The organism is Pseudomonas sp. PSPC2-3 (assembly GCF_049898265.1).
GTDB lineage: Bacteria > Pseudomonadota > Gammaproteobacteria > Pseudomonadales > Pseudomonadaceae > Aquipseudomonas > Aquipseudomonas veronii.
The window spans coordinates 210,582-230,662 of record NZ_JAFCXJ010000011.1; the positions used below are offsets into that span (position 1 = coordinate 210,582).

At 61.0% G+C, this 20,081-nt stretch carries 17 protein-coding genes; 2 read left to right on the top strand and 15 right to left on the bottom strand.

The window, feature by feature from the left end:
* Positions 1-5: 5 nt before the first annotated feature.
* On the top strand, positions 6-1,241 hold the full coding sequence (codA, locus tag ACP7E3_RS25305; protein ID WP_046384046.1) for a cytosine deaminase: 1,236 nt from the start codon (positions 6-8) through the stop codon (positions 1,239-1,241).
* Positions 1,242-1,284: 43 nt separating this feature from the next.
* Here the strand turns inward: codA and ACP7E3_RS25310 are convergent, their stop codons facing one another.
* A complete protein-coding gene (locus ACP7E3_RS25310) occupies positions 1,285-2,307 on the bottom strand; it encodes a diaminopimelate epimerase (RefSeq protein ID WP_426124758.1) in 1,023 nt (340 codons plus the stop codon).
* 325 nt (positions 2,308-2,632) lie between these two features.
* On the opposite strand from ACP7E3_RS25310, the gene ACP7E3_RS25315 reads away from it, so the two are divergent.
* Positions 2,633-3,784, top strand: coding sequence for an MFS transporter (locus ACP7E3_RS25315; RefSeq protein WP_426124760.1), 1,152 nt, complete (start codon positions 2,633-2,635; stop codon positions 3,782-3,784).
* 114 nt (positions 3,785-3,898) lie between these two features.
* Here the strand turns inward: ACP7E3_RS25315 and ACP7E3_RS25320 are convergent, their stop codons facing one another.
* The 14 genes from ACP7E3_RS25320 to ACP7E3_RS25385 all read right to left on the bottom strand — a co-directional run bounded on the left by ACP7E3_RS25320 (position 3,899) and on the right by ACP7E3_RS25385 (position 19,168).
* Entirely contained in the window at positions 3,899-4,069 is a 171-nt protein-coding gene (locus tag ACP7E3_RS25320) for a hypothetical protein (protein WP_226926067.1), read from the bottom strand.
* A gap of 276 nt (positions 4,070-4,345) precedes the next feature.
* Positions 4,346-5,098, bottom strand: coding sequence for a hypothetical protein (locus tag ACP7E3_RS25325; protein ID WP_079443285.1), 753 nt, complete (start codon positions 5,096-5,098; stop codon positions 4,346-4,348).
* Positions 5,099-5,469: 371 nt separating this feature from the next.
* Positions 5,470-6,540, bottom strand: a complete 1,071-nt coding sequence (locus ACP7E3_RS25330; protein WP_017847002.1) for a protein-glutamate methylesterase/protein-glutamine glutaminase — start codon at positions 6,538-6,540, stop codon at positions 5,470-5,472.
* A complete protein-coding gene (locus ACP7E3_RS25335) occupies positions 6,537-7,058 on the bottom strand; it encodes a chemotaxis protein CheD (RefSeq protein ID WP_046384050.1) in 522 nt (173 codons plus the stop codon). Before ACP7E3_RS25335 ends, ACP7E3_RS25330 begins: the two co-directional genes overlap by 4 nt.
* The gene (locus tag ACP7E3_RS25340; RefSeq protein ID WP_046384051.1) at positions 7,051-7,854 is read right to left on the bottom strand and encodes a CheR family methyltransferase; all 804 of its coding nucleotides are present in this window, start codon (positions 7,852-7,854) and stop codon (positions 7,051-7,053) included. Before ACP7E3_RS25340 ends, ACP7E3_RS25335 begins: the two co-directional genes overlap by 8 nt.
* A gap of 21 nt (positions 7,855-7,875) precedes the next feature.
* The gene (locus ACP7E3_RS25345; RefSeq protein ID WP_026140027.1) at positions 7,876-8,400 is read right to left on the bottom strand and encodes a chemotaxis protein CheW; all 525 of its coding nucleotides are present in this window, start codon (positions 8,398-8,400) and stop codon (positions 7,876-7,878) included.
* 55 nt (positions 8,401-8,455) lie between these two features.
* Positions 8,456-8,968, bottom strand: coding sequence for a chemotaxis protein CheW (locus ACP7E3_RS25350; protein WP_227778821.1), 513 nt, complete (start codon positions 8,966-8,968; stop codon positions 8,456-8,458).
* A 3-nt stretch (positions 8,969-8,971) separates the two neighbouring features.
* A complete protein-coding gene (locus tag ACP7E3_RS25355; protein ID WP_126588476.1) occupies positions 8,972-11,389 on the bottom strand; it encodes a methyl-accepting chemotaxis protein in 2,418 nt (805 codons plus the stop codon).
* 25 nt (positions 11,390-11,414) lie between these two features.
* A complete protein-coding gene (locus ACP7E3_RS25360; protein WP_126588477.1) occupies positions 11,415-13,556 on the bottom strand; it encodes a chemotaxis protein CheA in 2,142 nt (713 codons plus the stop codon).
* A gap of 4 nt (positions 13,557-13,560) precedes the next feature.
* Entirely contained in the window at positions 13,561-13,878 is a 318-nt protein-coding gene (locus tag ACP7E3_RS25365; RefSeq protein ID WP_017846995.1) for an STAS domain-containing protein, read from the bottom strand.
* A 33-nt stretch (positions 13,879-13,911) separates the two neighbouring features.
* Complete coding sequence (locus ACP7E3_RS25370; RefSeq protein WP_017846994.1) at positions 13,912-14,280, bottom strand: response regulator; 369 nt, start codon at positions 14,278-14,280, stop codon at positions 13,912-13,914.
* Positions 14,281-14,293: 13 nt separating this feature from the next.
* Positions 14,294-15,571 carry a methyl-accepting chemotaxis protein gene (locus ACP7E3_RS25375; RefSeq protein ID WP_371928145.1) on the bottom strand — a complete coding sequence of 426 codons (1,278 nt, stop codon included), beginning with the start codon at positions 15,569-15,571 and terminating at the stop codon, positions 14,294-14,296.
* A 70-nt stretch (positions 15,572-15,641) separates the two neighbouring features.
* Positions 15,642-16,271 (bottom strand): response regulator, encoded by a 630-nt coding sequence (locus tag ACP7E3_RS25380; RefSeq protein ID WP_017846992.1) that lies wholly within the window; start codon positions 16,269-16,271, stop codon positions 15,642-15,644.
* Positions 16,271-19,168 (bottom strand): PAS domain-containing sensor histidine kinase, encoded by a 2,898-nt coding sequence (locus tag ACP7E3_RS25385; RefSeq protein WP_426124765.1) that lies wholly within the window; start codon positions 19,166-19,168, stop codon positions 16,271-16,273. Before ACP7E3_RS25385 ends, ACP7E3_RS25380 begins: the two co-directional genes overlap by 1 nt.
* Positions 19,169-20,081 lie beyond the last annotated feature (913 nt).

A 20,081-nucleotide genomic window follows, 5' to 3' on the forward strand; every position in this document is an offset into this window, starting at 1 on the left:
TGCCCATGCACATCATCAACGCCCGCCTGCGCAACCGTGAAGGCCTGCATGATCTGCACCTGGAACACGGCCGGATCGCCAGCATCACGCCGCAAACCACAGCCCCCACGGCGGGGCCCGACGACCTCGACGCGGCCGGCAACCTGGTGATACCGCCCTTCGTCGAACCGCACATCCACCTCGACGCCACCCTCACCGCCGGCGAGCCGCGCTGGAACATGAGCGGCACCCTGTTCGAAGGGATCGAGTGCTGGGGCGAACGCAAAGCCACCATCACCCACGAAGACACCAAGGCCCGCGCCAGGAAAACCATCCAGGCTCTCGCCGCCCACGGTATCCAGCATGTGCGTACCCACGTCGACGTCACCGACCCGGACCTCACCGCGCTCAAAGCCATGCTCGAAGTGCGCGAGGACACTGCGCACCTGATCGACCTGCAAATCGTCGCATTTCCCCAGGAGGGCATCGAGTCGTACCGCAATGGCCGCGAGCTGATGGAAGAAGCCGTCCGCCTGGGCGCCGACGTGATCGGCGGCATCCCTCACTTTGAATACACCCGCGACCAGGGCGTGAGTTCGGTGAAGTTCCTGATGGACCTGGCCGAACGCAGCGGCTGCCTGGTCGACGTGCATTGCGACGAAACCGACGACCCGCACTCGCGTTTCCTCGAAGTGCTCGCCGAAGAAGCGCGCAGCCGCGACATGGGCGCCCGCGTCACTGCCAGCCACACCACGGCCATGGGCTCCTACGACAACGCCTACTGCGCCAAACTGTTCCGCCTGCTCGGGCATTCGGGTATCAGCTTCGTCTCCTGCCCCACCGAAAGCATTCACCTGCAAGGGCGCTTCGACAGTTTCCCGAAACGGCGCGGCGTCACCCGCGTCAACGAACTGCTGGAAGCCGGCATGAACGTGTGCTTCGGCCAGGACTCCATCGTCGATCCCTGGTATCCCCTGGGCAACGGCAACATCCTGCGGGTGCTCGAAGCCGGGTTGCACATCTGCCACATGCTCGGCTACCGCAACCTGCAAAACGCCCTGGACCTGGTCACGGACAACAGCGCCAAGGCCATGGCCCTCGGCGATCGCTATGGGCTGGAACCCGGCCGGCCGGCCAACCTGTTGATCCTCTCGGCCGACAGCGACTACGAGGTGATTCGCAGCCAGGGCCTGGCGCTGTACTCGATCCGCAACGGCAAGGTGTTGATGAAGCGCCAGCCGGCGCAGGTGACGTTTTTGTAGCACGCGGGGTTCAATGAGCAGCCGCTGATACGACTCGACGCGATCAGCCGCGCGGCCCTGCATCGAGCTGCGGCCGCGCAGCCCCGAACAGGCTGACGCTCAGCACTGTCGCATCCTGAATCTGCAACCGAACCGGCACCGTACCGCCCGGCATCACCACCGCGACCTCCCCGCCCGCGACCCAACCGGCGCGCCACGCGGCGCACGCCACGGCACAGGCGCTGGTCCCGGAGGACGCCGTCGGCCCCTCTCCCCGCTCGAACACCCGCGCAAGCACTCGATTGCCGGACGCCTGGGCAGCCCATTGCAAGTTGACCCCGGCCACACAGGGCTGGCCACGCCCGGCAGGTGGCGCAAATGCAATCGCCTGCAAGGGCTCGAACAGTGCGCTCTGGTGCATCGGCAGATTGTCCGGCAGCGCAGCGGCCTGGTACACCAACGTCACGCAATGGGGGTTGCCCACCCGCACAAACTGGCTGCGCGTCCATGCCGGGTTGATCGCCGCCAGCGCGGGCAGATGGCTGAACGCCCCTTCTTCGGCGCCAGGCAGGTCCGCGCCGACCGCCAGCGGGCCAAACGCCGGCGGCCCCAACGCCAGCCAGAACCCACGCACCTGCTCGTGCAGTGCCGGTTCGACATAGGTGGCCAGCGGCGACTTCGCATCCTGTTTATCGTGATGCACCCGCAGCTCGCAGCCCTGCGTCATCAAGCCCTGATCGCTCAGCGCCTGGGCAAAGATGGTCAGGCCATTGCCACTGCGCTCCGCAAGGGAGCCGTCAGTGTTGACGATCAACAGGTCGAACGGCGGCGCCGCCTGGAACGGCCCGACCAACAACCCATCACAACGGTGCGCCTTGGCGCCGGCCGGACGCGGCGAAGGCCCCCAGCCACATTCGGCGGCAATGGCCGGCAGTGCCCAAGCGTCGCGCCGGCTCGCCGCGAGGGCCGCAGTGTCGGGCACCTCGACCCCGTGGCGACGCAAACAGGCCGGGCTGACCACCCCATAGATATTGCCGCGGGCATCGTAGAACCGGGTCGTGGGGTCGCCTGGCTGAAAGTCCTTCATCGCTTCGTCCGTCCAATCGTCTGCACACAGAAGCAGCAGCGTATTACAGAACGGTCGGCGCGTGGGAAGTGGTCTGGAAGGTGCGTCATCCGCCGCAGGAAGCCTGGGGTTCAGCAATTCTCACGGGGATTACGCACCTTCCAGACCACCTCCTACACGTCGATGTCCTCTAGGTGGCAGCCAGTGTCCAGAGCGTTCCGTGCTGGCGAAAATAAAACCCGCCGCCAGCGCGAACGCCGCGTGAACCTGGCTCGCTCGATCAGGCTTGATGTGTAAGGATGTCGTGCCGGACATCGTTCGTTGAACGCAAAACCAAGGATTCTCCATGACTGCCATCCCCACCCCAGCGCCCGTGGTTCCCGGGCGGCTGGAGCAAATGTCGACGCGCATCGCCTTCTTCATCGCCGGCTTCGGCATCGCCGCCTGGGCGCCGTTGGTGCCGTATGCCAAGGCCCGCGCCGAACTCAACGAGGGCACTCTGGGCCTGTTGCTGCTGTGCCTGGGGGTCGGTTCGATCATCGCCATGCCAGTGGCCGGCGCACTGGCCTCGCGCTATGGTTGCCGGCGCGTACTGAGCGCCGGGACGGTCCTGATCTGCCTGGCGTTGCCCATGCTCGCCACGGTCGGTTCGATCCCGTTGCTGATGGCTGGTCTGTTCCTGTTCGGCGCGGGCCTGGGTACGGTCGACTCCACGGTCAACCTGCAAGCGGTGATCGTCGAGCGCGCCAGCGGCAAAACCATGATGTCGGGCTTCCATGGGTTGTTCAGCCTGGGCGGCATCGTCGGCGCAGCGGGGGTCTCCGGGTTGCTGGGGCTGGGGTTTTCGCCGCTGCAGGCGACCCTGGTGGTGATCGTCATCATGGCGCTGGCGCTGTTCAAGGCCGCCCCCCACTGGTTGCCCTACGGCAGTGAAAGCGCCGGGCCGCCGTTTGCCATTCCCCACGGCGTGGTGCTGTTTATCGGCGGCTTGTGTTTCATCGTGTTTTTGGCCGAAGGCGCCGTGCTCGACTGGAGCGCGGTGTTCCTCAGTGCCGAACGCGGCCTGGACGAAGCCTACGCCGGCCTGGGTTATGCGGCCTTTGCCCTGACCATGACCGCCGGGCGCCTGACCGGCGACCGGATTGTCCATCGACTGGGGGCTGCCCGGGTGATCGTCACCGGCGGGGCGCTGGCGGCGGCCGGGATCTTCCTCGCGACCCTGTCACCGGCCTGGGCCATGTCCCTGCTGGGCTATGCGCTGGTCGGCGCCGGATGTTCAAATATCGTCCCGGTGCTCTACACCGCTGTCGGCAAGCAGACCGTCATGCCGGAACACATCGCCGTGCCGGCCATCACCACCCTCGGCTATGCCGGTATTCTCGCGGGGCCCGCGGTGATCGGTTTCATTGCCCATGGCAGCAGCCTGGCGACTGCCTTCCTGTTGATCGGGGGATTGCTCGCAGCGGTGGCGGTCAGCGGCAAAATACTGCGGGTATGAGCAAAGGACATGAGCGGCCTGAATCCTTCAAGTAGCTCATGTACGCCTGATCGTTTCTTCCCTGCCTTATCGTTTCCCGTCCGCAGCGCTGTGCCTGGCAGAACGGTTCAGTGGTTAGCCCAGATGCCGCTCGGTGTCATTGGCCAGACGGCAAGACAACTTGTGCCATAACCCGGCGAGCGTGGAAAACACAGGGCTGGACAACGGTTCCTCCGTGAATGTTCGAGAACCTTTATCGAAGTCTTCGGCGGTGGGCGCCCTGAAGCTGAACTTCGGCGAAGACATGAGGTTGAGTGCCTGCGAACGGGATGTGCTTGGGAGGCCTGCTTCCCGTGCAGGCATCGCCAGGCTCGCAACCGTGTACTGGGAGGGCTGAGATTCAAAGGATGTCGAATTCATAGTCCAGACCTGATTCGGTAGGTGAAGACACCGGCAGCCATTCAACGGCCGATGGCAATCTCTTCGTGGTAAAACCCTTCCTCCCTGACTGAAGTGGTGCTTCCTGCTCACTACGCTTGCCAACCTATGCCGCGAGTGACGCGGCATTCGGCTGTGCCCGAGTTAACGCAGCAGTTTCAGCAGTTCGCGTCGCGAAATCTTGCCGTCGCGCTGCCACTCGTCAACATTGTCCATCCGCCCCTGCAGAATCGAACGGGCCATGACTTCCTTGGTCAATTGGATGAGATGGTCAGTGAAGGGGTTGCCCGTCAACGCTTGCGCCGCAAACTCTTTGAGCTTGTCGAGCTTGATGCTGTCGCCCCGCCCGTTGCCCTTCAACTGTTGGAAATGGCCGAGCATTTCCTTGATCAGCTGTTTGTCGTCTTTGAGTTTAAAGGGGTTATCGGAACCGATGACGCTCATAATGTCGTCCCTGGACAAGCGGCCATCCGAAGCACCGGTGCTCATGTTTCGATCGAGCGCGCGTACCAGCTCGGGACGCCGCAGCAGTTCCTTCGCCAGGCGGATATTGGCGTCCATCTGCGGGTTGCCGGTCAACGGTCGCTCGGCCATTTTTTTCAGGCTTTCGAGGGTGACTTGCCGCGAAAAATGCCCTTCCCTGAACGCGCCGTAATTGCTCAGCAGCGCCTGGGCCAGTTGCTGATTGCTTTGCTTGGAGTAATGCGGGTCCGGCCGTTCGGGGGTTGGGCGCGGCGGCGGGCCGGGGTTCGGGCGCACATTATCGGGCAGCGGACGTTGCGGCGGCCCCGAGTGATAATGACCGTGGCCGAAGTACGGGCGCGACGACGTGCTGCCGAATGCTGAGCCGAAGTGATACGAATCCCAGAACAGGCTCTGGCTGGCCGATGAGCTCATAGACCGCTCGGCAATGGACATGGGGTCTCTGAAAGACTTGTCATCAGAGGAGTGAGCGACAGACTGCATGAATACTGATGCCGACATTTAGTTCTCCAGTTCGGTTTGATCAGACGCCTTGCCTCAGCGCTCCAGGCGCCCCGACGATCGATAAATCGTCAAGCAAACCAGCGGAAGCAGGCTTATCCTGTGTGGCAGAACTGTGGGAGTCGGTTCCTGATCGCGCTGAAAGTTTCCAGCGCCCAGGTAGGAAGAGCATCTGCTGAGATACGGAACTCATCACCTTCCCAAGCCGTTTCGGCGCAGCCAGCCCCCTCGCCGCCCAACCCGACCCAGGCGCGCAAAAAACCTCGGTTCACCAGCATCAACCGTCAGCGGCGCAGGTGCATGGACTGCAGAATCGCGGCTGGAATTTGTTCGAGCGGCAACTCGCGCTCCACCGCACCGAGCTTGAAGGCCTCCTTAGGCATGCCGTACACCACGCACGACTCTTCATTCTGGCCCAGCGTCAGCGCGCCGTTGTCGTGCATCTCCTTCAACCCGCGAGCGCCATCGTCCCCCATGCCCGTCATGATGATGCCCAGCGCGTTGCCGCCGGCGCTGCGGGCGACCGAACGAAACAGCACGTCCACCGAAGGGCGGTGCCGGCTGACAGGGGGCCCATCAACGATTTCAACCAGGTATTGGGCGCCGCTGCGCTTGAGCAACATGTGCCTGCCGCCGGGAGCAATCAACGCACAACCGGGAATGACCCGGTCGCCATTTTTCGCCTCCCTGACTTCGATCTCGCACAGGCGGTTGAGCCGCTCGGCAAATGCCGCGGTGAAGTGTTCCGGCATGTGCTGCACGATCACGATTCCCGGGCACACCCTGGGCAAGGCAGTCAGCACCAGCTCCAGGGCTTGCGTGCCGCCGGTGGACGTACCAATGGCGACGATGTTTTCGGTGGTGCGCGCCATGGCCTGCGTGCTCGCCGGCAGTATGACGTCGGCAGTCAGCTTGACCGGGGCTCGCTCGCTGGACGGCACCATGCGTTTCATGTTGGCACGGGCTGCGGCCTTGACGGCACCGGCCAATTCATCGGAACTGTCGGTCAGGAACTGACGCAAATTGAGTTGCGGCTTGGTCACGATACTCACCGCACCGGCCGCCAGCGCTTGCATGGTGGTGGCCGCGCCCTTCTCGGTCAGCGTGGAACAGATGACCACTGGCGTCGGATGTTCGGCCATCAGTTTCTTGAGGAACGTAATGCCATCCATCCGCGGCATCTCGACGTCCAGCACGATGACGTCCGGCCATTGCTTGTTCATCTTGTCCATGGCGAACACCGGGTCCGCCGCCGCGCCGATCACTTCAATGGCCGGGTCTTGCCCAAGGGTCGCCGTCAGCACCTGGCGAACCACCGCGGAGTCGTCAATGATCAGTACTTTGATAAGGCTCATATCGCACGCTCTCCATGAGGGCTGCTGAGTGGCCAATGCAGGGCCAGGTAGTTGAGTTCGATGTTGCCATTGGCCAGATCGAACACCACGGTTCGATAACCCACGCCTTCCACATGAAAGTTGTGACACCGCAACTGATGCGAATCGAGCAGGTGCCTGGCTTGCTCGACATTGCGCTGGCCAACGTAGTGATTGTCCGAACGCGCCAGCCCCGGAAACATATCCCCGCCGCCATACACGCTGATTCTGAACTCCGTCGGCGGCACCTTGATCGCGTGCATTCGGCCGAGCAGCAATTGGAGCGCCTCATCACCGTAGCGACCATCCAGTGCAGCCGATCTCTTCACTGCGCGCCGGGGCAGCAGGTAGTGGCACATGCCGCCCAACAAGCGCCGCGGATGCCAGACCACCAATGCAACGCATGAGCCCAGCACGGTGCGCAGCCGAATGGCGCCTGAACCGAAAAACCACTCGCCGGGATTCAGGTACACCTCGCGGGACGGTGGGGTGTCAGGCATGTGGCCTCCGATAGATCGAAGGCTTGACCAGTCGCAGTTCATCGGTCACGCCATTGAGACTTTCCGAATGGCTGACCAGGAAATAGCCGCCGGGCTTGAGGTGGCTGACCAGGCGCTTGACCACTTGCACTTTGGTCTCGCTGTCAAAATAGATCATCACGTTGCGCAGGAAGATCACGTCAAACATTCCCAGTTTCGGCAGCGGATTGTTCAAGTTGATGGCCTGGAAATCGATCCTCGACGCCAGCGCCGGTTCGACCATGAAGCAACCGTGGTTGGCGCCGACGCCCTTGAGGCAATATTTGTTGAGCAACGCTTGGGGAATGCCGCGCGTGCCTTCGAGGGGGTAGCGCCCCTGGCGGGCCGTTTCCAGTACCCGGCTGCTGATATCCGATGCGACGATTTCCCAGGGCCGGCCGCCGAGGCTGTCCGCCAGGACCATGGCCAGGGTGTAGGGCTCTTCACCGCTCGAGCAGGCGCCGCTCCATACACGCAAAGGCCCGGCGCCACGCAGTTCGGGCAGTGCGACATCGCGCAGGAAATCAAAATGCTTGGGCTCGCGGAAGAAGTAGGTTTCGTTGGTGGTCAGCATATCGACCGCCACTTGTAGTTCCGTCGCGTCCTTCATCAACACTTTGTAGTACGCGCCGTAGGTATTGAGCTTGAACACTTGCAGGCGCTTGGCGAGCCGAGCGCTCACCAACTGTTTTTTGGCATCCGACAGGCTGATGCCGGCGATTTGATGAATGAGAGTGCGAAACTGCAGGAACTCCGCATCGGAGAGAATCACGTTCATGAGGACACTCCCAAAAAACAATCAGGCAGTTGAAGGCAGCAAGGGATCAAGGGTTGCCAGCACATCGACCTGTTCCAGGGACAACACGCGACCGATATCCAGCAACAACACAAAACCGCTCTCCAATTTGCCGATGCCCAACAGGAAGTCCGCTCTGACATCGGTCCCGAAATTCAAGGACGGTTCGATATCCTGATCGGCGATTTCAAGGACCTCGCTGACCGCATCCACAATGATGCCCACCGGCTTGCCCCCGGCATTGGCCTGTACCTCAAGGATCACAAAGCAGGTCCTCGAGGTCTGCACCGTGCGCTCGCCGCGAAAGCGCACGCCCAGGTCCAGCACCGGAACCGCCGCGCCGCGCAGATTGATCACGCCGCGGATGCTGGGCGGCAACAACGGCACGCTGGTGATCGGTCCGTATTCGATGATCTCTCGCACGTTGAGCGTGCCGACGGCGAACATCTCATCCCCCAACTCGAAGGTGAGGTATTGGCTAGGGCTCGAGACCGTGGCTTTCCCTGGACTTGCGATGGATAACGCCATGACTCACCTCGCATCGATTACTTTGCGGCCGCGCCGGGAGGCGCGGTCGTACACGTCAAGCTCGCATCAAGCCGGCCATCTCATCGACACACAACACCTGCTCGATTTGCAGCAGCGTGACAAACGCACCTCGCACCTTGGTCATCCCCCGGATGAAGTCGGTACGGATAGGGTTACCAAAGGCCGGCGCGGGCTTGATATCGATATCGAGGATCTCAATCACTTCGCTGACCGAGTCCACCACCACCCCCAGCACCTGGGACTCGCCCTCCTTCGCCGCTTCAAGAATGACGATGCACGTTCGGCTGCCCAGCACCGTCACACCCTTGCCAAACCGTGCCTTGAGGTCCACTAACGGCACCACTGAACCGCGCAGGTTGATCACCCCGCGCAGGAATGTCGGCATCATCGGCACCGTGGTCACCTGGTTGTATTCGATGATTTCGCGAACGTTCAGTGTATTGACCGCATACATCTGCTGGTCAGCCAAGAAGGTCAGGTACTGCAAGGGCTCATCGACCTGCGGCGCTGACTCCAAAGTGCTCGGCATAACGGCTGTGGCGCTCATGGGTCAGCTCCCGAAGCGGACGAAACCGCTCTCCACCGCACGGCTATCCTGGTCGAACGTGGATGCCGCGCGATTGATCACGGGCATCGAGGCGGTCCGCCCGGCGCGCTTGCTCTGTACGCTGAAAAAGCCCATGAGTTCCTGCAACTGCTCGGCCTGGCCGCTCATTTCCTCGGCCGTCGCCGCCAGCTCTTCGGAGGCCGAAGCGTTTTGCTGGGTCAGTTGGCTCATCTGCGACATCGCGCTGTTGATTTGCTCAGAGCCGATGGATTGCTCTTCCGAGGCGGCCGCGATTTCCTGCACCAGATCAGAGGTCTTGGCGATCGAGGGCACAATCTCGTCAAGCAGGTTGCCCGCCCGTTCCGCCAAGGCCACGCTGTTCTTGGCCACTTCACTGATTTCCTGCGCCGCGATCTGGCTGCGCTCGGCCAGTTTGCGCACTTCGGCCGCCACCACCGCGAAGCCTTTGCCGTGCTCGCCGGCACGCGCCGCTTCGATCGCCGCGTTGAGCGCCAACAGGTTGGTCTGGTAAGCGATGGAGTCGACGATGCCGATTTTCTCAGCGATGGTCTTCATCGCCGCCACCGTGTCCTTCACGGCGCGACCGCCTTCCGAGGCTTCCTTGTTGGCTTTACCCGCCATGCCGTCGGTCACCTTGGCATTTTCGGTATTTTGAGCAATGGACGCCGACATCTGCTCCATCGATGCCGAGGTCTGCTCCACCGACGCGGCCTGTTCGGACGCCGACTGCGCCATGCTTTGCGCAGTGGCGGAGATCTCCTCGGAAGCACTGGACAGCGAATCGGCCGAGCCGCGCACTTCGCCGATGATTTCCGAGAGTTTTTCCACGGTGCCGTTGACCGAGTTTTTCAGTTCCAGGAACTTGCCTTGATAGTCGCCGTTGATGGTCCGGGTCAGGTCGCCATTGGACATCGCCGACAAGACATCCATGGCTTCAGTAATCGGTACGATGATCGCATCCAGCGAACCGTTGATCCCCAGGATGATGCGGCGGAAATCACCTTGATGCCGAGCGGCGTCAGGCCGGGTATCGAGTTTGCCGATCAGCGCGCTGTCGCTGATCTGGCTGGTGTCTTCGACGAGCGCCAGGATATTGGCCCGCAGTTGCTCGATGTTCTCGTTGATAAAGGCTTTTTTGCCGGGGAATTGCTCAAGCGGTGCTGACAGATTGCCTTCGCCGAACGCGCGGATACAGGCCATGGCTTTTTTCTTCACGCTGATATGGCCACTGACCATCTGATTGATGCCCTGACCGATATCGCGGTACGAACCCGAGAAGCGATCGACGTCGATCATGACGTCAATGTCGCCTTTTTCATGCTCGCTGGACATGTGCTGCATCTCATGGATCAACGCCAGCACATTGCTGCGCAGCAGCTCGATGTTTTCATTGATAAAGGCTTTTTTGCCCGGGAATTTTTCCAGCGACGCCGACAGATCACCTTCACCAAAGGCGCGGATGCAGGCCATGGCTTTTTTCTTCACGCTGATATGGCCGTTGACCATCTCGTTGATGCCCTGGGCCATGGAGCGGTAACTGCCATGAAAGCGGCCAGCATCGATCTGTGCATCGATGTCGCCCTTGTCGTGTTCACTGGACATGCGGTTTATCTCCGCGACCAGCCCATGCAGGCTCGCGCCCAGTTGTTGCATGGACGCCATCAAGCTCGTGGTGTCACCGGGCTTGAGCGTGGCTTTGGCATCCAGCTCCCCCGCTGACAAGCGAGCGGCGAAAGCGCGCACGGCCACCGGTTCGCCGCCGAGTTGGCGCATCAGGTTGCGCCCCAGAAGTGCGCCCACCAACGCGGTGGCTAAAAATGTCAGCGCGCTGACCAGCAGGATGAGGGAGCGGGCATTCTTCTCAGTGGCGGTGGCAACCAATTGGCCCTTGCGCCCCAGTTCCAGGTTGTATTCGCGCAGGTCACCGATCGTCGTCAGCACCGCGCTCTGCAATGGCTGGCTGGCCTCGATCAATGCGCGGGCCGAGGCTTGATCACCGTCGTCGATGAACTTGTCGAAATGCGCCTGCAGGGTCGCAAATTCACCCAAGCGGCCACGTAACTGCTTCAACAGTGCTGCGTCATGGTCGTCGGAGACCAATGCGGCCTCATAGTGATCCAGGGCTTTGCCAATCGCGCTGAAGTTCTGTGCCACGTTCTGCGCATAGCTGGACACGAAGTTTTTTTCGGAATCGTTCAGACGCTGCCATTCCAGGGCGTGAAGGTCGGTGAACGCAGCCGCCGCACGGTCGATTTCCAGCAAGCTGGGCACGGTATTGACGTTGGCATAACTGGCGCTCGTATTGATTTCACCGGCCAGGTAAAGGCTGGTACCACCCAACACGACAACGCCGAGCACTGCGGTGAAAACCAACAGCATGATATTTCTGATAACGGTCATGGCGAGGAACTCCTGATGACGCTCATTAAGTCGATAACGGACTTGGGATCGAACGGTGGGTGGCGTCCTTGGCAACGTGTCCTAACAAATTGGGTATATCCAGAATCAGGGCGACGGCTCCACTGCCAAGGATGGTGAACCCGCCGAGCCCATGGGCCTCACCAAACACTTTGCCCAATGGCTTGATCACGGTTTGAAACTCCCCCTGCAAGCGATCGACCACCAAGCCAGCACGCAAGCCGGCGTATTGCACGACGACCACGTTTTCTCGACTGCCTCGAGGTTCTTGCACATCGAACATGTCCCGCAGGCGCAGGATCGGCAGCACATCTCCACGCAGGTCCAGGTAGCCGGTGTCTGCGCCCTGTCCAGGCGCCAGCTCGATGCACTCCTCCACCATGTTCAGCGGGATGACGTAAGAAGCCTTGCCCACCCCGATCAGAAAGCCGTCGATGATGGCCAGGGTCAGCGGCAGACGAATCCGTACCGTTGTGCCCTGCCCTTCTTCGCTCTCGAGGCTCACGCTGCCGCGCAACGCGGTGATATTGCGCTTGACCACATCCATGCCCACCCCGCGGCCGGACAGGTTGCTGACCTGGTCGGCGGTGGAGAAGCCCGGCTCGAAAATCAAGTTCAGGATGTCTTTATCCGCCGGTAGCTGGCCGTCCCCCACCAGGCCACGCTCGCGGGCCTTGGCCAGGATTTTGTCCTTGGCCAGGCCACCGCCGTCGTCCGACACTTCGATCACGATACTGCCGGACTCGTGGTAGGCATTCAGGCGTACCGTGCCCTGGGCCGGCTTGCCCCGTTGAAGGCGCGTCGACACGGCCTCGATGCCATGGTCCATGGCGTTGCGCACCAAGTGCGTCAACGGGTCGCCGATACGTTCGACGACGGTCTTGTCCAACTCGGTCTCGCCACCGCCGATCTGCAGCACGATGTCCTTGCCCAGTTCCTTGGAGACGTCGCGCACCACCCGCTGGAAGCGCGTGAATGTCGCGCCGATCTGCACCATGCGCAGGGTCAGTGCCGAGTCACGCACCTCTTCCACCAAGCGCGATAACAGGCTGGTGGCTTCGATCATCTCGCCAATCCCGCTACGCACTGCCACCAGGTTGGCTCCGGCTCCGGCGATGATCAGCTCGCCAACCAGGTTGATCAGTTGGTCCAGCTTGGCGGCATCGACGCGGATCAGGTTGCCTTCGTTGCTCGCCGCGCCCTTGCCGGCCTTGATCAACGGCGCGACTGAATCGGGGGCTGCGTCCAGCTCGCCGCGCATCTCGACCGGAGCTTGCTCACCCTCCTGGGTGACGAGCAGGGCCTGGGACTCCGTCAATGTGCCGCAACGCACCAGCAGCTCAAGCAGCACGGCATTGTCTTCCGGCAATCCGTCGAGATGCGCGCGACAGGCTTGGACAGAGGCTTGCGGTGCAAGGATCTGGACGAGCGCGTCATCGCGCACAAAATCAAAGGCCCCGTCGATGACCTCCCGCGAGGCATCGCTGAGCAGCGCGAGTTCAAAGCCCAGGTAGTTGGTTTCCGGGTCCATCGACGCAAACGGCGGCAACCCCTCGCACAGTGTGACGGTATGCAGCAACTGCCCCAACGTGCTCAGGTAACGCAGGAACGCCAGCGGGTCCATGCCGTTGCGCAATACATCCGGGCCAAAGCGCAGGGACAAGTGCCAGTGGCCGGGACTTGCGCCCGGCTCGTCCGCCGGCAACGTGGCTGGAGCGGGCGAAGCGCTCGGCACCGAGCCTTCCAGGTACTGCGCGAGCCGCTCGCCCAGGCATTGGCCCTGGACCCGCAGCGGTTCGTCCAATCGGTCAAGGTTGCCATCCTCGGCCAGCAGGTCGATCAACTGGCCGATATGGTCACGGGCATCGAGAAACAACGCACTCAATGCCTCGTCGACGCGCACTTCCAGGCTGCGGACCCGGTCCAGGACGCTTTCGGCGACATGGGTGAACTCAACGATGGGCATCAAGCCAAACAAGCCGGCCGAGCCTTTGATGGTGTGGGCCACGCGGAACAAGCCGTTGATGGTGTCGAGGTCCTGCGGCGACCTCTCGATCTGCAGCAGTGCGTCTTCCATTTGCAGCAGGAGCTCGCGACTCTCGGCAATGAAAGTCTGCAGCACGTCATCCATGTTCATGGGCTGGGCCATACGATCATGCTCCAAGCGACTGGGCGAAAAGCGGATTGGCGAAGTAGTCGTCAAGACCGCTGAGCCGTATTGCTTCGATTACGGTCGCGCTCGGGTTGCTCAGCAACAGCTGCGTTCCGTCCTTGAGCGACTCGCGTTTGATGAGGATCAACAGTTGCAGACCGGCGCTGTCCAGTTCGTCGACATTGGACAAGTCCAACTCAACCTCATGCGCCAGCGGAAACAACGACAACAACAGGTCTTTTTGTTCAGTGGCGGTGTAGATCGTCAGGGGGCCTTCCATGACCTGGATTCGACGTAGCATCGGTACGGTGCTTTTCATGGAAACCTCCTGGCCAGCGGTCGCTGGTCATTGCTATGGCAGGATCAACTTGGAGACGGCAGTGAGCATTTGCGCCGGCTGAAAGGGCTTGACCATCCACGCCTTGGCACCGGAGGCCTGGCCTTGCTGCTTCATCGCATCACTGGCCTCGGTGGTCAGCATGATGACCGGCGTGAACTTGTAGGCCGGCAATAGCTTGGCCGCCTTGACGAAGCTGAAGCCGTCCATGTTCGGCATGTTCACGTCGCTGACAATCAGGTGGATTTTGCGTCCGTCCAGTTTGCTCAGCGCATCTTTGCCATCACAGCCTTCGATCACGTCATAACCCGCGCCTTTGAGAGTGATGCTGACCACCTGCCGGATGGAGGCGGAGTCGTCGACGATCAGAATGGTTTTGCTCATCGGAAAAGCTCCTCTAGAAAAAGGTGATTTCGCTGTCATCGGACTTGGCGTGCGTGTTACCGCCATGGATAGCGTGTTGCTCCGGCATGGTGTAGGCCGTTGAAAGCTCTTGCAGCCAACGATCACTGACCATCGGGCTGAGGGTATGCCCGCTCAGGCTCGATGCCTGGCGCTCGTCCAATTGCTGCTGGAGCTTGTCCAGGTCGCGGGTAATCAGCGTCAACATCTGGCTGACGCGGTCCTGGAACTGCAAGGCGACCAGCACCTGGGCAATCTCGTCGGCGACGTTGGCGCTCTGCTGTTGCAGGTCATGGCTGTTGCGCACGAGGGTCTGGGCGGTACCGCGAAAATGTTCGATGACCTGCGAGACCACACGCTCCGAATCCGCGAGGGTCAAAGTGTCTTGTTCAGCGTGGTGGCGGGACATTTGCACTGTGCGGGCAATGGCCGCATTGACGGTATTCACGGTTTCACTGATCTTGCGCCCGGTCTCGCCGGACATACTCGACAGCTTGCGCACTTCATCGGCGACCACCGCAAAACCTCGCCCCGCCTCACCGGCGCGCGCGGCCTCGATGGCGGCGTTGAGGGCAAGCAGGTTGGTTTGACTGGCGATGTCACCGACAAACTTGGCCATCTGCTGAAGTTGTTCGGTGAAGCCGGAGAGCTGCAGGACTTCTTTGAGTTCGCTCTCTTTATTGGAGAGCGCGGAGCGCAGAGCCAGCACGATGGAATTGAGGTCGCGCTGGCCGACTTCCAGCAAGTCGACCAATTGCTGGGAAGCATCTTGCCCGCCGTTGCTGGCCACGCTGTGGCTGATGTTCGATGACAGCGTGCCAAAGCGTTCGCTGAGCTTGAGGATGGACGTTTCGCTGATCAGGCGCGCGGCTTCGATCTGCCTGGACCAAACGGGAAGCACGCTGAGGCACACGTCTGCCAGGCCGTTATCGACGGCCAATGTCGCCGAGACCTCGGGCGGCTGATCGAGCTGGCGTTGCAGGCTGTTGCAATGCGCCTGGAAGCATCTGTTTGCCCAAAGGCCCAAGCCAACGCACAGCACCAACAACGCGCCCCCTGCCGCCACAGCCCATGCGCTGAAGTCATTGCTGTAGGCAACCGCAAGGCCTCCGAGCAGACCGGCCAAGGCGACCGGAAACACTATCAAAGCAGCCGAGGGGGGTGTGGTCTGTTCGCTCACGGTCTGTCTCCCAATCGAAGCATCTCGTCGCCGGTTGATCGGCAGTTCGATTGCTTGAGAGGGATACTGGCCCAATAATGGCACCACGGCCATCGGACCATCCCTATTCCAGGGTAGGGATACCGGCAACCAAGGTAGGAAAATCCCTACACAAGGGGCTTGCTCACGAAATACCCAAGGTCATGGCGAAGCGCACAATGTCCGCCGTAGAGCCGAACCCCATCTTTTCCATGAGCCGGGTCTTGTGGGTGCTGACCGTCTTGTTGCTGATGACCAACTGTTCAGCGATCTGGTTGACGCTCATGCCATGAGCCAGCAAGCGCAGAATCTGAAACTCGCGATCGGACAGGCTTTCAACGTAGGTCTGTTGCTTCAGGCCACTGCTTTGCAGGGCAATCTGCTCTGCCAGCGCCGGGTCCAGGTAACGTTGGCCGCTGGCCACTCGTCGCATGGCAACCAACAGGGTCTCGGGGTCGCGGTCCTTGGTGAGGTAGCCGAGCGCACCGGCGCGCAGTGCGCGTTGCGCAATGTGGATTTCGTTATGCATGCTCAACACCAGGATCGGCAGCTCCGGGTACTGGGTATGCAGGCGGGCGATCAGGATTTCGCCGCTGATACCCGGCATGTTCATATCGAGCAGCAGCAGGTCGATCTCGACCTGGCGCAACAGCTCGATCACTTGCGTGCCACTCTCGGCTTCGGCCACCACCTGGACATCGGCGACCAGCATGAACAACTGCTTGAGCCCTTCGCGCATGATGGTGTGGTCATCGGCGATCAGCATGCGAATCATTAATACGTATCCTTGTGCATCGGAATGAATGCCTGGACTGTTGTGCCCTGTCCGGGATGGCTGAAAACAATCACTTTGCCGCCCAACATCAGGCCACGCTCACGCATCCCGGCCAGCCCCAGGGTCTGCCGGGTGACGGCGTCGGGGTCAAACCCCTTGCCGTTATCCTGGACCTCCAGCAGCCAGTTGGTTTCCTGCGGGCTCAGGGTGACGCTGACCTGTGTCGCTTCGGCGTAACGCGCGATATTGGTCAACGACTCCTGCACGATGCGAAACGCGGCGGTGACGTGGGTATCGGGGAGCGTCAGGGGAATCGACGGCAGGTGTAACACACAGGGAACCCGGGTCAAGGTGACGAACTCGGTGGTCAGCCACTCAAGACCGGAAACCAGCCCCAGGTTTAACGCGGACGGTCGCAGGCTGGTGGAGACATCACGCACGACCTGGATCGTCTTGTCGGTCAGCACCATCAGCCGCTCGACCTGCGGGGTCAGCTCGGGTGTCGAGGCGCCGAATTGAAACCTCAACAGTGATATCCCCATGCGCAGTGCCGTCAAGTGCTGGCCCAGCTCATCATGGATCTCCCTGGCGATCAGTTTGCGCTCCTCTTCCCGCGCCGTTTCGCGACGGGTCGACAGATCGCGCAATTGTGCATTGGAGTTGGCCAGGCGCCGCTCGGCAGCCCGCAGCCTGGAAATATCGCGCCCCACCGCCAGCACACTCACGACCCGCTGGCCGTCGACCTCTGGAACAAAGTGGATCAGTACCACTTTGGGTGCGCTCTTCAACCCCGAGAGCAGAAACTCCTGCTCAGTCGCTTTATTTTCCTGAATCACTTGGGCCACCAATTCGCGAAACAGCTGAGACTGGTGGTTCAGCGGCGCCACCGCGTCCATGGGCATGCCCATCAGTTCCGGCCAGGCCCCGCCCACCCATCTTCGCAACTGCGCATTGACGTAGAGCACTTCGCCATGAGCACTCAACCGAGCGATAGCGTCCGGGCTGTTTTCGACCAGTGCGCTGATGTCGTGCTGGCGTCCGAGTTCTTTCTGCCGGGCCCTGATCAACAGGGTAATGTCGCGGCTGATCACCAATATCCGCGCCGCCACACGCCCTGAATCCGCCACCGGCACCAGCGTAAAGTGCAGTTGACGGACTTCGTTGCGAAGCACCATGCCCTCATCCGACTCAACCACCCGCCCGGCGCTTGTGCATTGCTCACAAAGCGCCTGGATTTTTTGCGCGTCCAACCGACCAAAGATCAACTCCAGCGGCTCACCGATGACGTCGGCATGCGGTTTGCCCAGCGCGCGCAACAACGCCGGGTTGACCTCGACACAACGCAGGCAACCGACCGCCGTCATTTCCAGCAGGCAAAGCATGTCCAGGGTATGGTCGAAAATGTCACGGTAACGACGCTCGCGCTCGCGGAGCAACGACTCTGACTGCCAGCGTTCGATCGCGATCGCCGCAATATGACAGGTCTGGCGCACACGCAGGATGTCGCTCTCATCCGGCCCGGTGCCGGACGACTGAGACAACTCGAAAGTGCCGAGCACGTGGCCTTGTTTGTCCACGATCGGCTCGGACCAGCCTACGGCAGACGCCGTATTCATCACCGCGCCGGTGCCGAGCGGCGCTACCAACTGCACCCGGCAGGACCGATGGGGCAAGGCCAATTGCAGATAGTCCACCAGGAGCCCGAGCGTTTCTTCCAGGGGCGCGCCCGTCGCCATTTTTTCGAAAATCCCCAAGCGCGCGTCTTCCAGGACCTGTTGTTTGCACAACTCGGTAATGTCGTGGGCCAGCGCCAACACGCCGATCACCTCGCCTGTCGGGCTGCGCTCGGCCGTCAGGCTGACCGCACAACTGACCAACTCGGTACTGTCCGCGAAGGTCCAACTGTCGAGGAATTGCGCGGTTTCACCCGTCGCAACGACATGGCGCAGTTGGTTGATATAGTCACCCGCATCCTCGTCGGGGCTCACGCCTATCGACTCGTCATAAGACATGCCGGTCAAGCGCAAAAAGGCCGGGTTGACGTAAGTGCGCAACAGGTTGCGATTGTAGCGCACGATGATGTTGGGTGAACTTTCCGCGAGGGTGAGAAATTTGAGTTCGCTGCCCACCAGCGTTTCGCGCAGCTGCCAGTTCTCGGTGATGTCCTCCAGTTGGGACACAAAGCAGAGCGGCTGCCCCTGATCGTCCCGCACCATTCCCACGGTCAACCGCGCCCACACCACCCGCCCGTCGCGATGGATATAGCGTTTATGCAACGTCGCGCCCGACCTTGCACCGCGCTTGAGTTCGTCGATCAACTGCTTGCCGACCTCGCGGTCCTCGGGGTGGGTCAGTGCCATGAACGTGGTGGTTTGCAACTGCGCTTCGCTATACCCAAGCAACCTGCAGATGACGCCATTGGCCCGTAGCCAACGACCGTCCAGCGACACCAGCGCCAGGCCGGTACCGGAGGAATCGAAAATCGACCTGAGCGGGATCTGCGCGTAGCTTTCGGTTTCGGATGGCGGAGCCGACGCGCCCTGGCGGGCAACGACCTCGACAATAAAATACGCATCGCGCCACAACGTCAGGGAGACGTCCAGCCCGCACGCCCCTCTGCTCAACGCCGCGAAACCAGCCCGCGTGTTCCCTGTGGCCGTTTCCAGCGCCGCATAAAACAGCCCATGGTCTTCGGGCCGCAGGAGGGCGATGAACTCGCCGCCCGCTGCCGGAGAAACGCCATTTTGAACTTGCAGTTGGGCGAACGCGGGATTGCCGGCGACAACCCGAGCGGCGCGGTCCAGCGCCACAACCGCAATGGACAGACAGCCGAGCACACTCTCGAGGGTTCGCAACGTATCGTCGTCAGCCACTGCCTGTGCGTCGCGAGCCATCATCCCTGTGCCCTCGGTCGTTGAACGGACTTAACGATATTTGCAAGGCGGGTAAAACGCCTAGCAACCTTCTACGCAGCGCTGGAAATCGGAAACGCCTGAACATTGACCTTTTTACGAGAGCACGGCCCCTCACCGCCAACTTGTCTATCTCGCGTTAAAGCGCCTTCAGACCCACGACTCAATCCTTTGCTCGAACTGTAGCCCAATATCAGGCTTCAAAGAGCTGCAGCACGATAGAAGAGAAGGCGCTACAGGAGCTGATCCAAGTCAATACTCGTGGGCCGTCGCGGGTTTTGCATCACCTCTTGTCTGTGCTCACCCGCAACGCCGAGGCGCAGACCGTTGAGCGTTGCCGTGAACGAAAAAATGATATCATAATGACATCATCACCTGATACCTTGTAGGTAGAACCAAGCAATTGCGAGGGTCATCATGGGCGAAGGCGCTCCTATTCCGTCGAATGAAGCTGAAAGGCTAAAAACTGTCACGCGCGCGCCCATGGGCGATTTGGACAGAGGCATGCTCAATGACTTCGCTGAACGGGTCATGATGCGTATCTGCAACATGCGCGCTCGTAACTTCGTAGACCAACCCACCGGGTTGTTTAATCGATTGAGGTTTGAGGAAGATATACATCAAACGGTCCGGGTAAACAGCGCATGCGAGATTGACGCAGTCGACGTCATTACGCCGAAAGTCCTCAACGATATAGTCAAGGCACCGGGTTATATCTGTGCACAAGACGTGATCCTGACGATAACGTCGCGCCTACAAAACTGCTACCCAATAATTGCTTGCTTTATAAAATCAGTCCGACGCGATTCGGCTTGATTCTCAATGAATGAGCCGGGCCCTGAGCAAATTTGCGAAACTATTCTGCATAACTTCAAAATATCGGCTACCGAGTCGTTGC

What these genes read in the sequence shown, in the direction of transcription:
- codA (WP_046384046.1), top strand. Translation starts at nt 6, where the DNA reads ATGCACATCATCAACGCCCGCCTGCGCAACCGTGAAGGCCTGCATGAT.
- ACP7E3_RS25310 (WP_426124758.1), bottom strand. Translation starts at nt 2,307, where the DNA reads ATGAAGGACTTTCAGCCAGGCGACCCCACGACCCGGTTCTACGATGCC.
- ACP7E3_RS25315 (WP_426124760.1), top strand. Translation starts at nt 2,633, where the DNA reads ATGACTGCCATCCCCACCCCAGCGCCCGTGGTTCCCGGGCGGCTGGAG.
- ACP7E3_RS25320 (WP_226926067.1), bottom strand. Translation starts at nt 4,069, where the DNA reads ATGTCTTCGCCGAAGTTCAGCTTCAGGGCGCCCACCGCCGAAGACTTC.
- ACP7E3_RS25325 (WP_079443285.1), bottom strand. Translation starts at nt 5,098, where the DNA reads ATGAGCTCATCGGCCAGCCAGAGCCTGTTCTGGGATTCGTATCACTTC.
- ACP7E3_RS25330 (WP_017847002.1), bottom strand. Translation starts at nt 6,540, where the DNA reads ATGAGCCTTATCAAAGTACTGATCATTGACGACTCCGCGGTGGTTCGC.
- ACP7E3_RS25335 (WP_046384050.1), bottom strand. Translation starts at nt 7,058, where the DNA reads ATGCCTGACACCCCACCGTCCCGCGAGGTGTACCTGAATCCCGGCGAG.
- ACP7E3_RS25340 (WP_046384051.1), bottom strand. Translation starts at nt 7,854, where the DNA reads ATGAACGTGATTCTCTCCGATGCGGAGTTCCTGCAGTTTCGCACTCTC.
- ACP7E3_RS25345 (WP_026140027.1), bottom strand. Translation starts at nt 8,400, where the DNA reads ATGGCGTTATCCATCGCAAGTCCAGGGAAAGCCACGGTCTCGAGCCCT.
- ACP7E3_RS25350 (WP_227778821.1), bottom strand. Translation starts at nt 8,968, where the DNA reads ATGAGCGCCACAGCCGTTATGCCGAGCACTTTGGAGTCAGCGCCGCAG.
- ACP7E3_RS25355 (WP_126588476.1), bottom strand. Translation starts at nt 11,389, where the DNA reads ATGACCGTTATCAGAAATATCATGCTGTTGGTTTTCACCGCAGTGCTC.
- ACP7E3_RS25360 (WP_126588477.1), bottom strand. Translation starts at nt 13,556, where the DNA reads ATGGCCCAGCCCATGAACATGGATGACGTGCTGCAGACTTTCATTGCC.
- ACP7E3_RS25365 (WP_017846995.1), bottom strand. Translation starts at nt 13,878, where the DNA reads ATGAAAAGCACCGTACCGATGCTACGTCGAATCCAGGTCATGGAAGGC.
- ACP7E3_RS25370 (WP_017846994.1), bottom strand. Translation starts at nt 14,280, where the DNA reads ATGAGCAAAACCATTCTGATCGTCGACGACTCCGCCTCCATCCGGCAG.
- ACP7E3_RS25375 (WP_371928145.1), bottom strand. Translation starts at nt 15,571, where the DNA reads ATGGCCGTGGTGCCATTATTGGGCCAGTATCCCTCTCAAGCAATCGAA.
- ACP7E3_RS25380 (WP_017846992.1), bottom strand. Translation starts at nt 16,271, where the DNA reads ATGATTCGCATGCTGATCGCCGATGACCACACCATCATGCGCGAAGGG.
- ACP7E3_RS25385 (WP_426124765.1), bottom strand. Translation starts at nt 19,168, where the DNA reads ATGATGGCTCGCGACGCACAGGCAGTGGCTGACGACGATACGTTGCGA.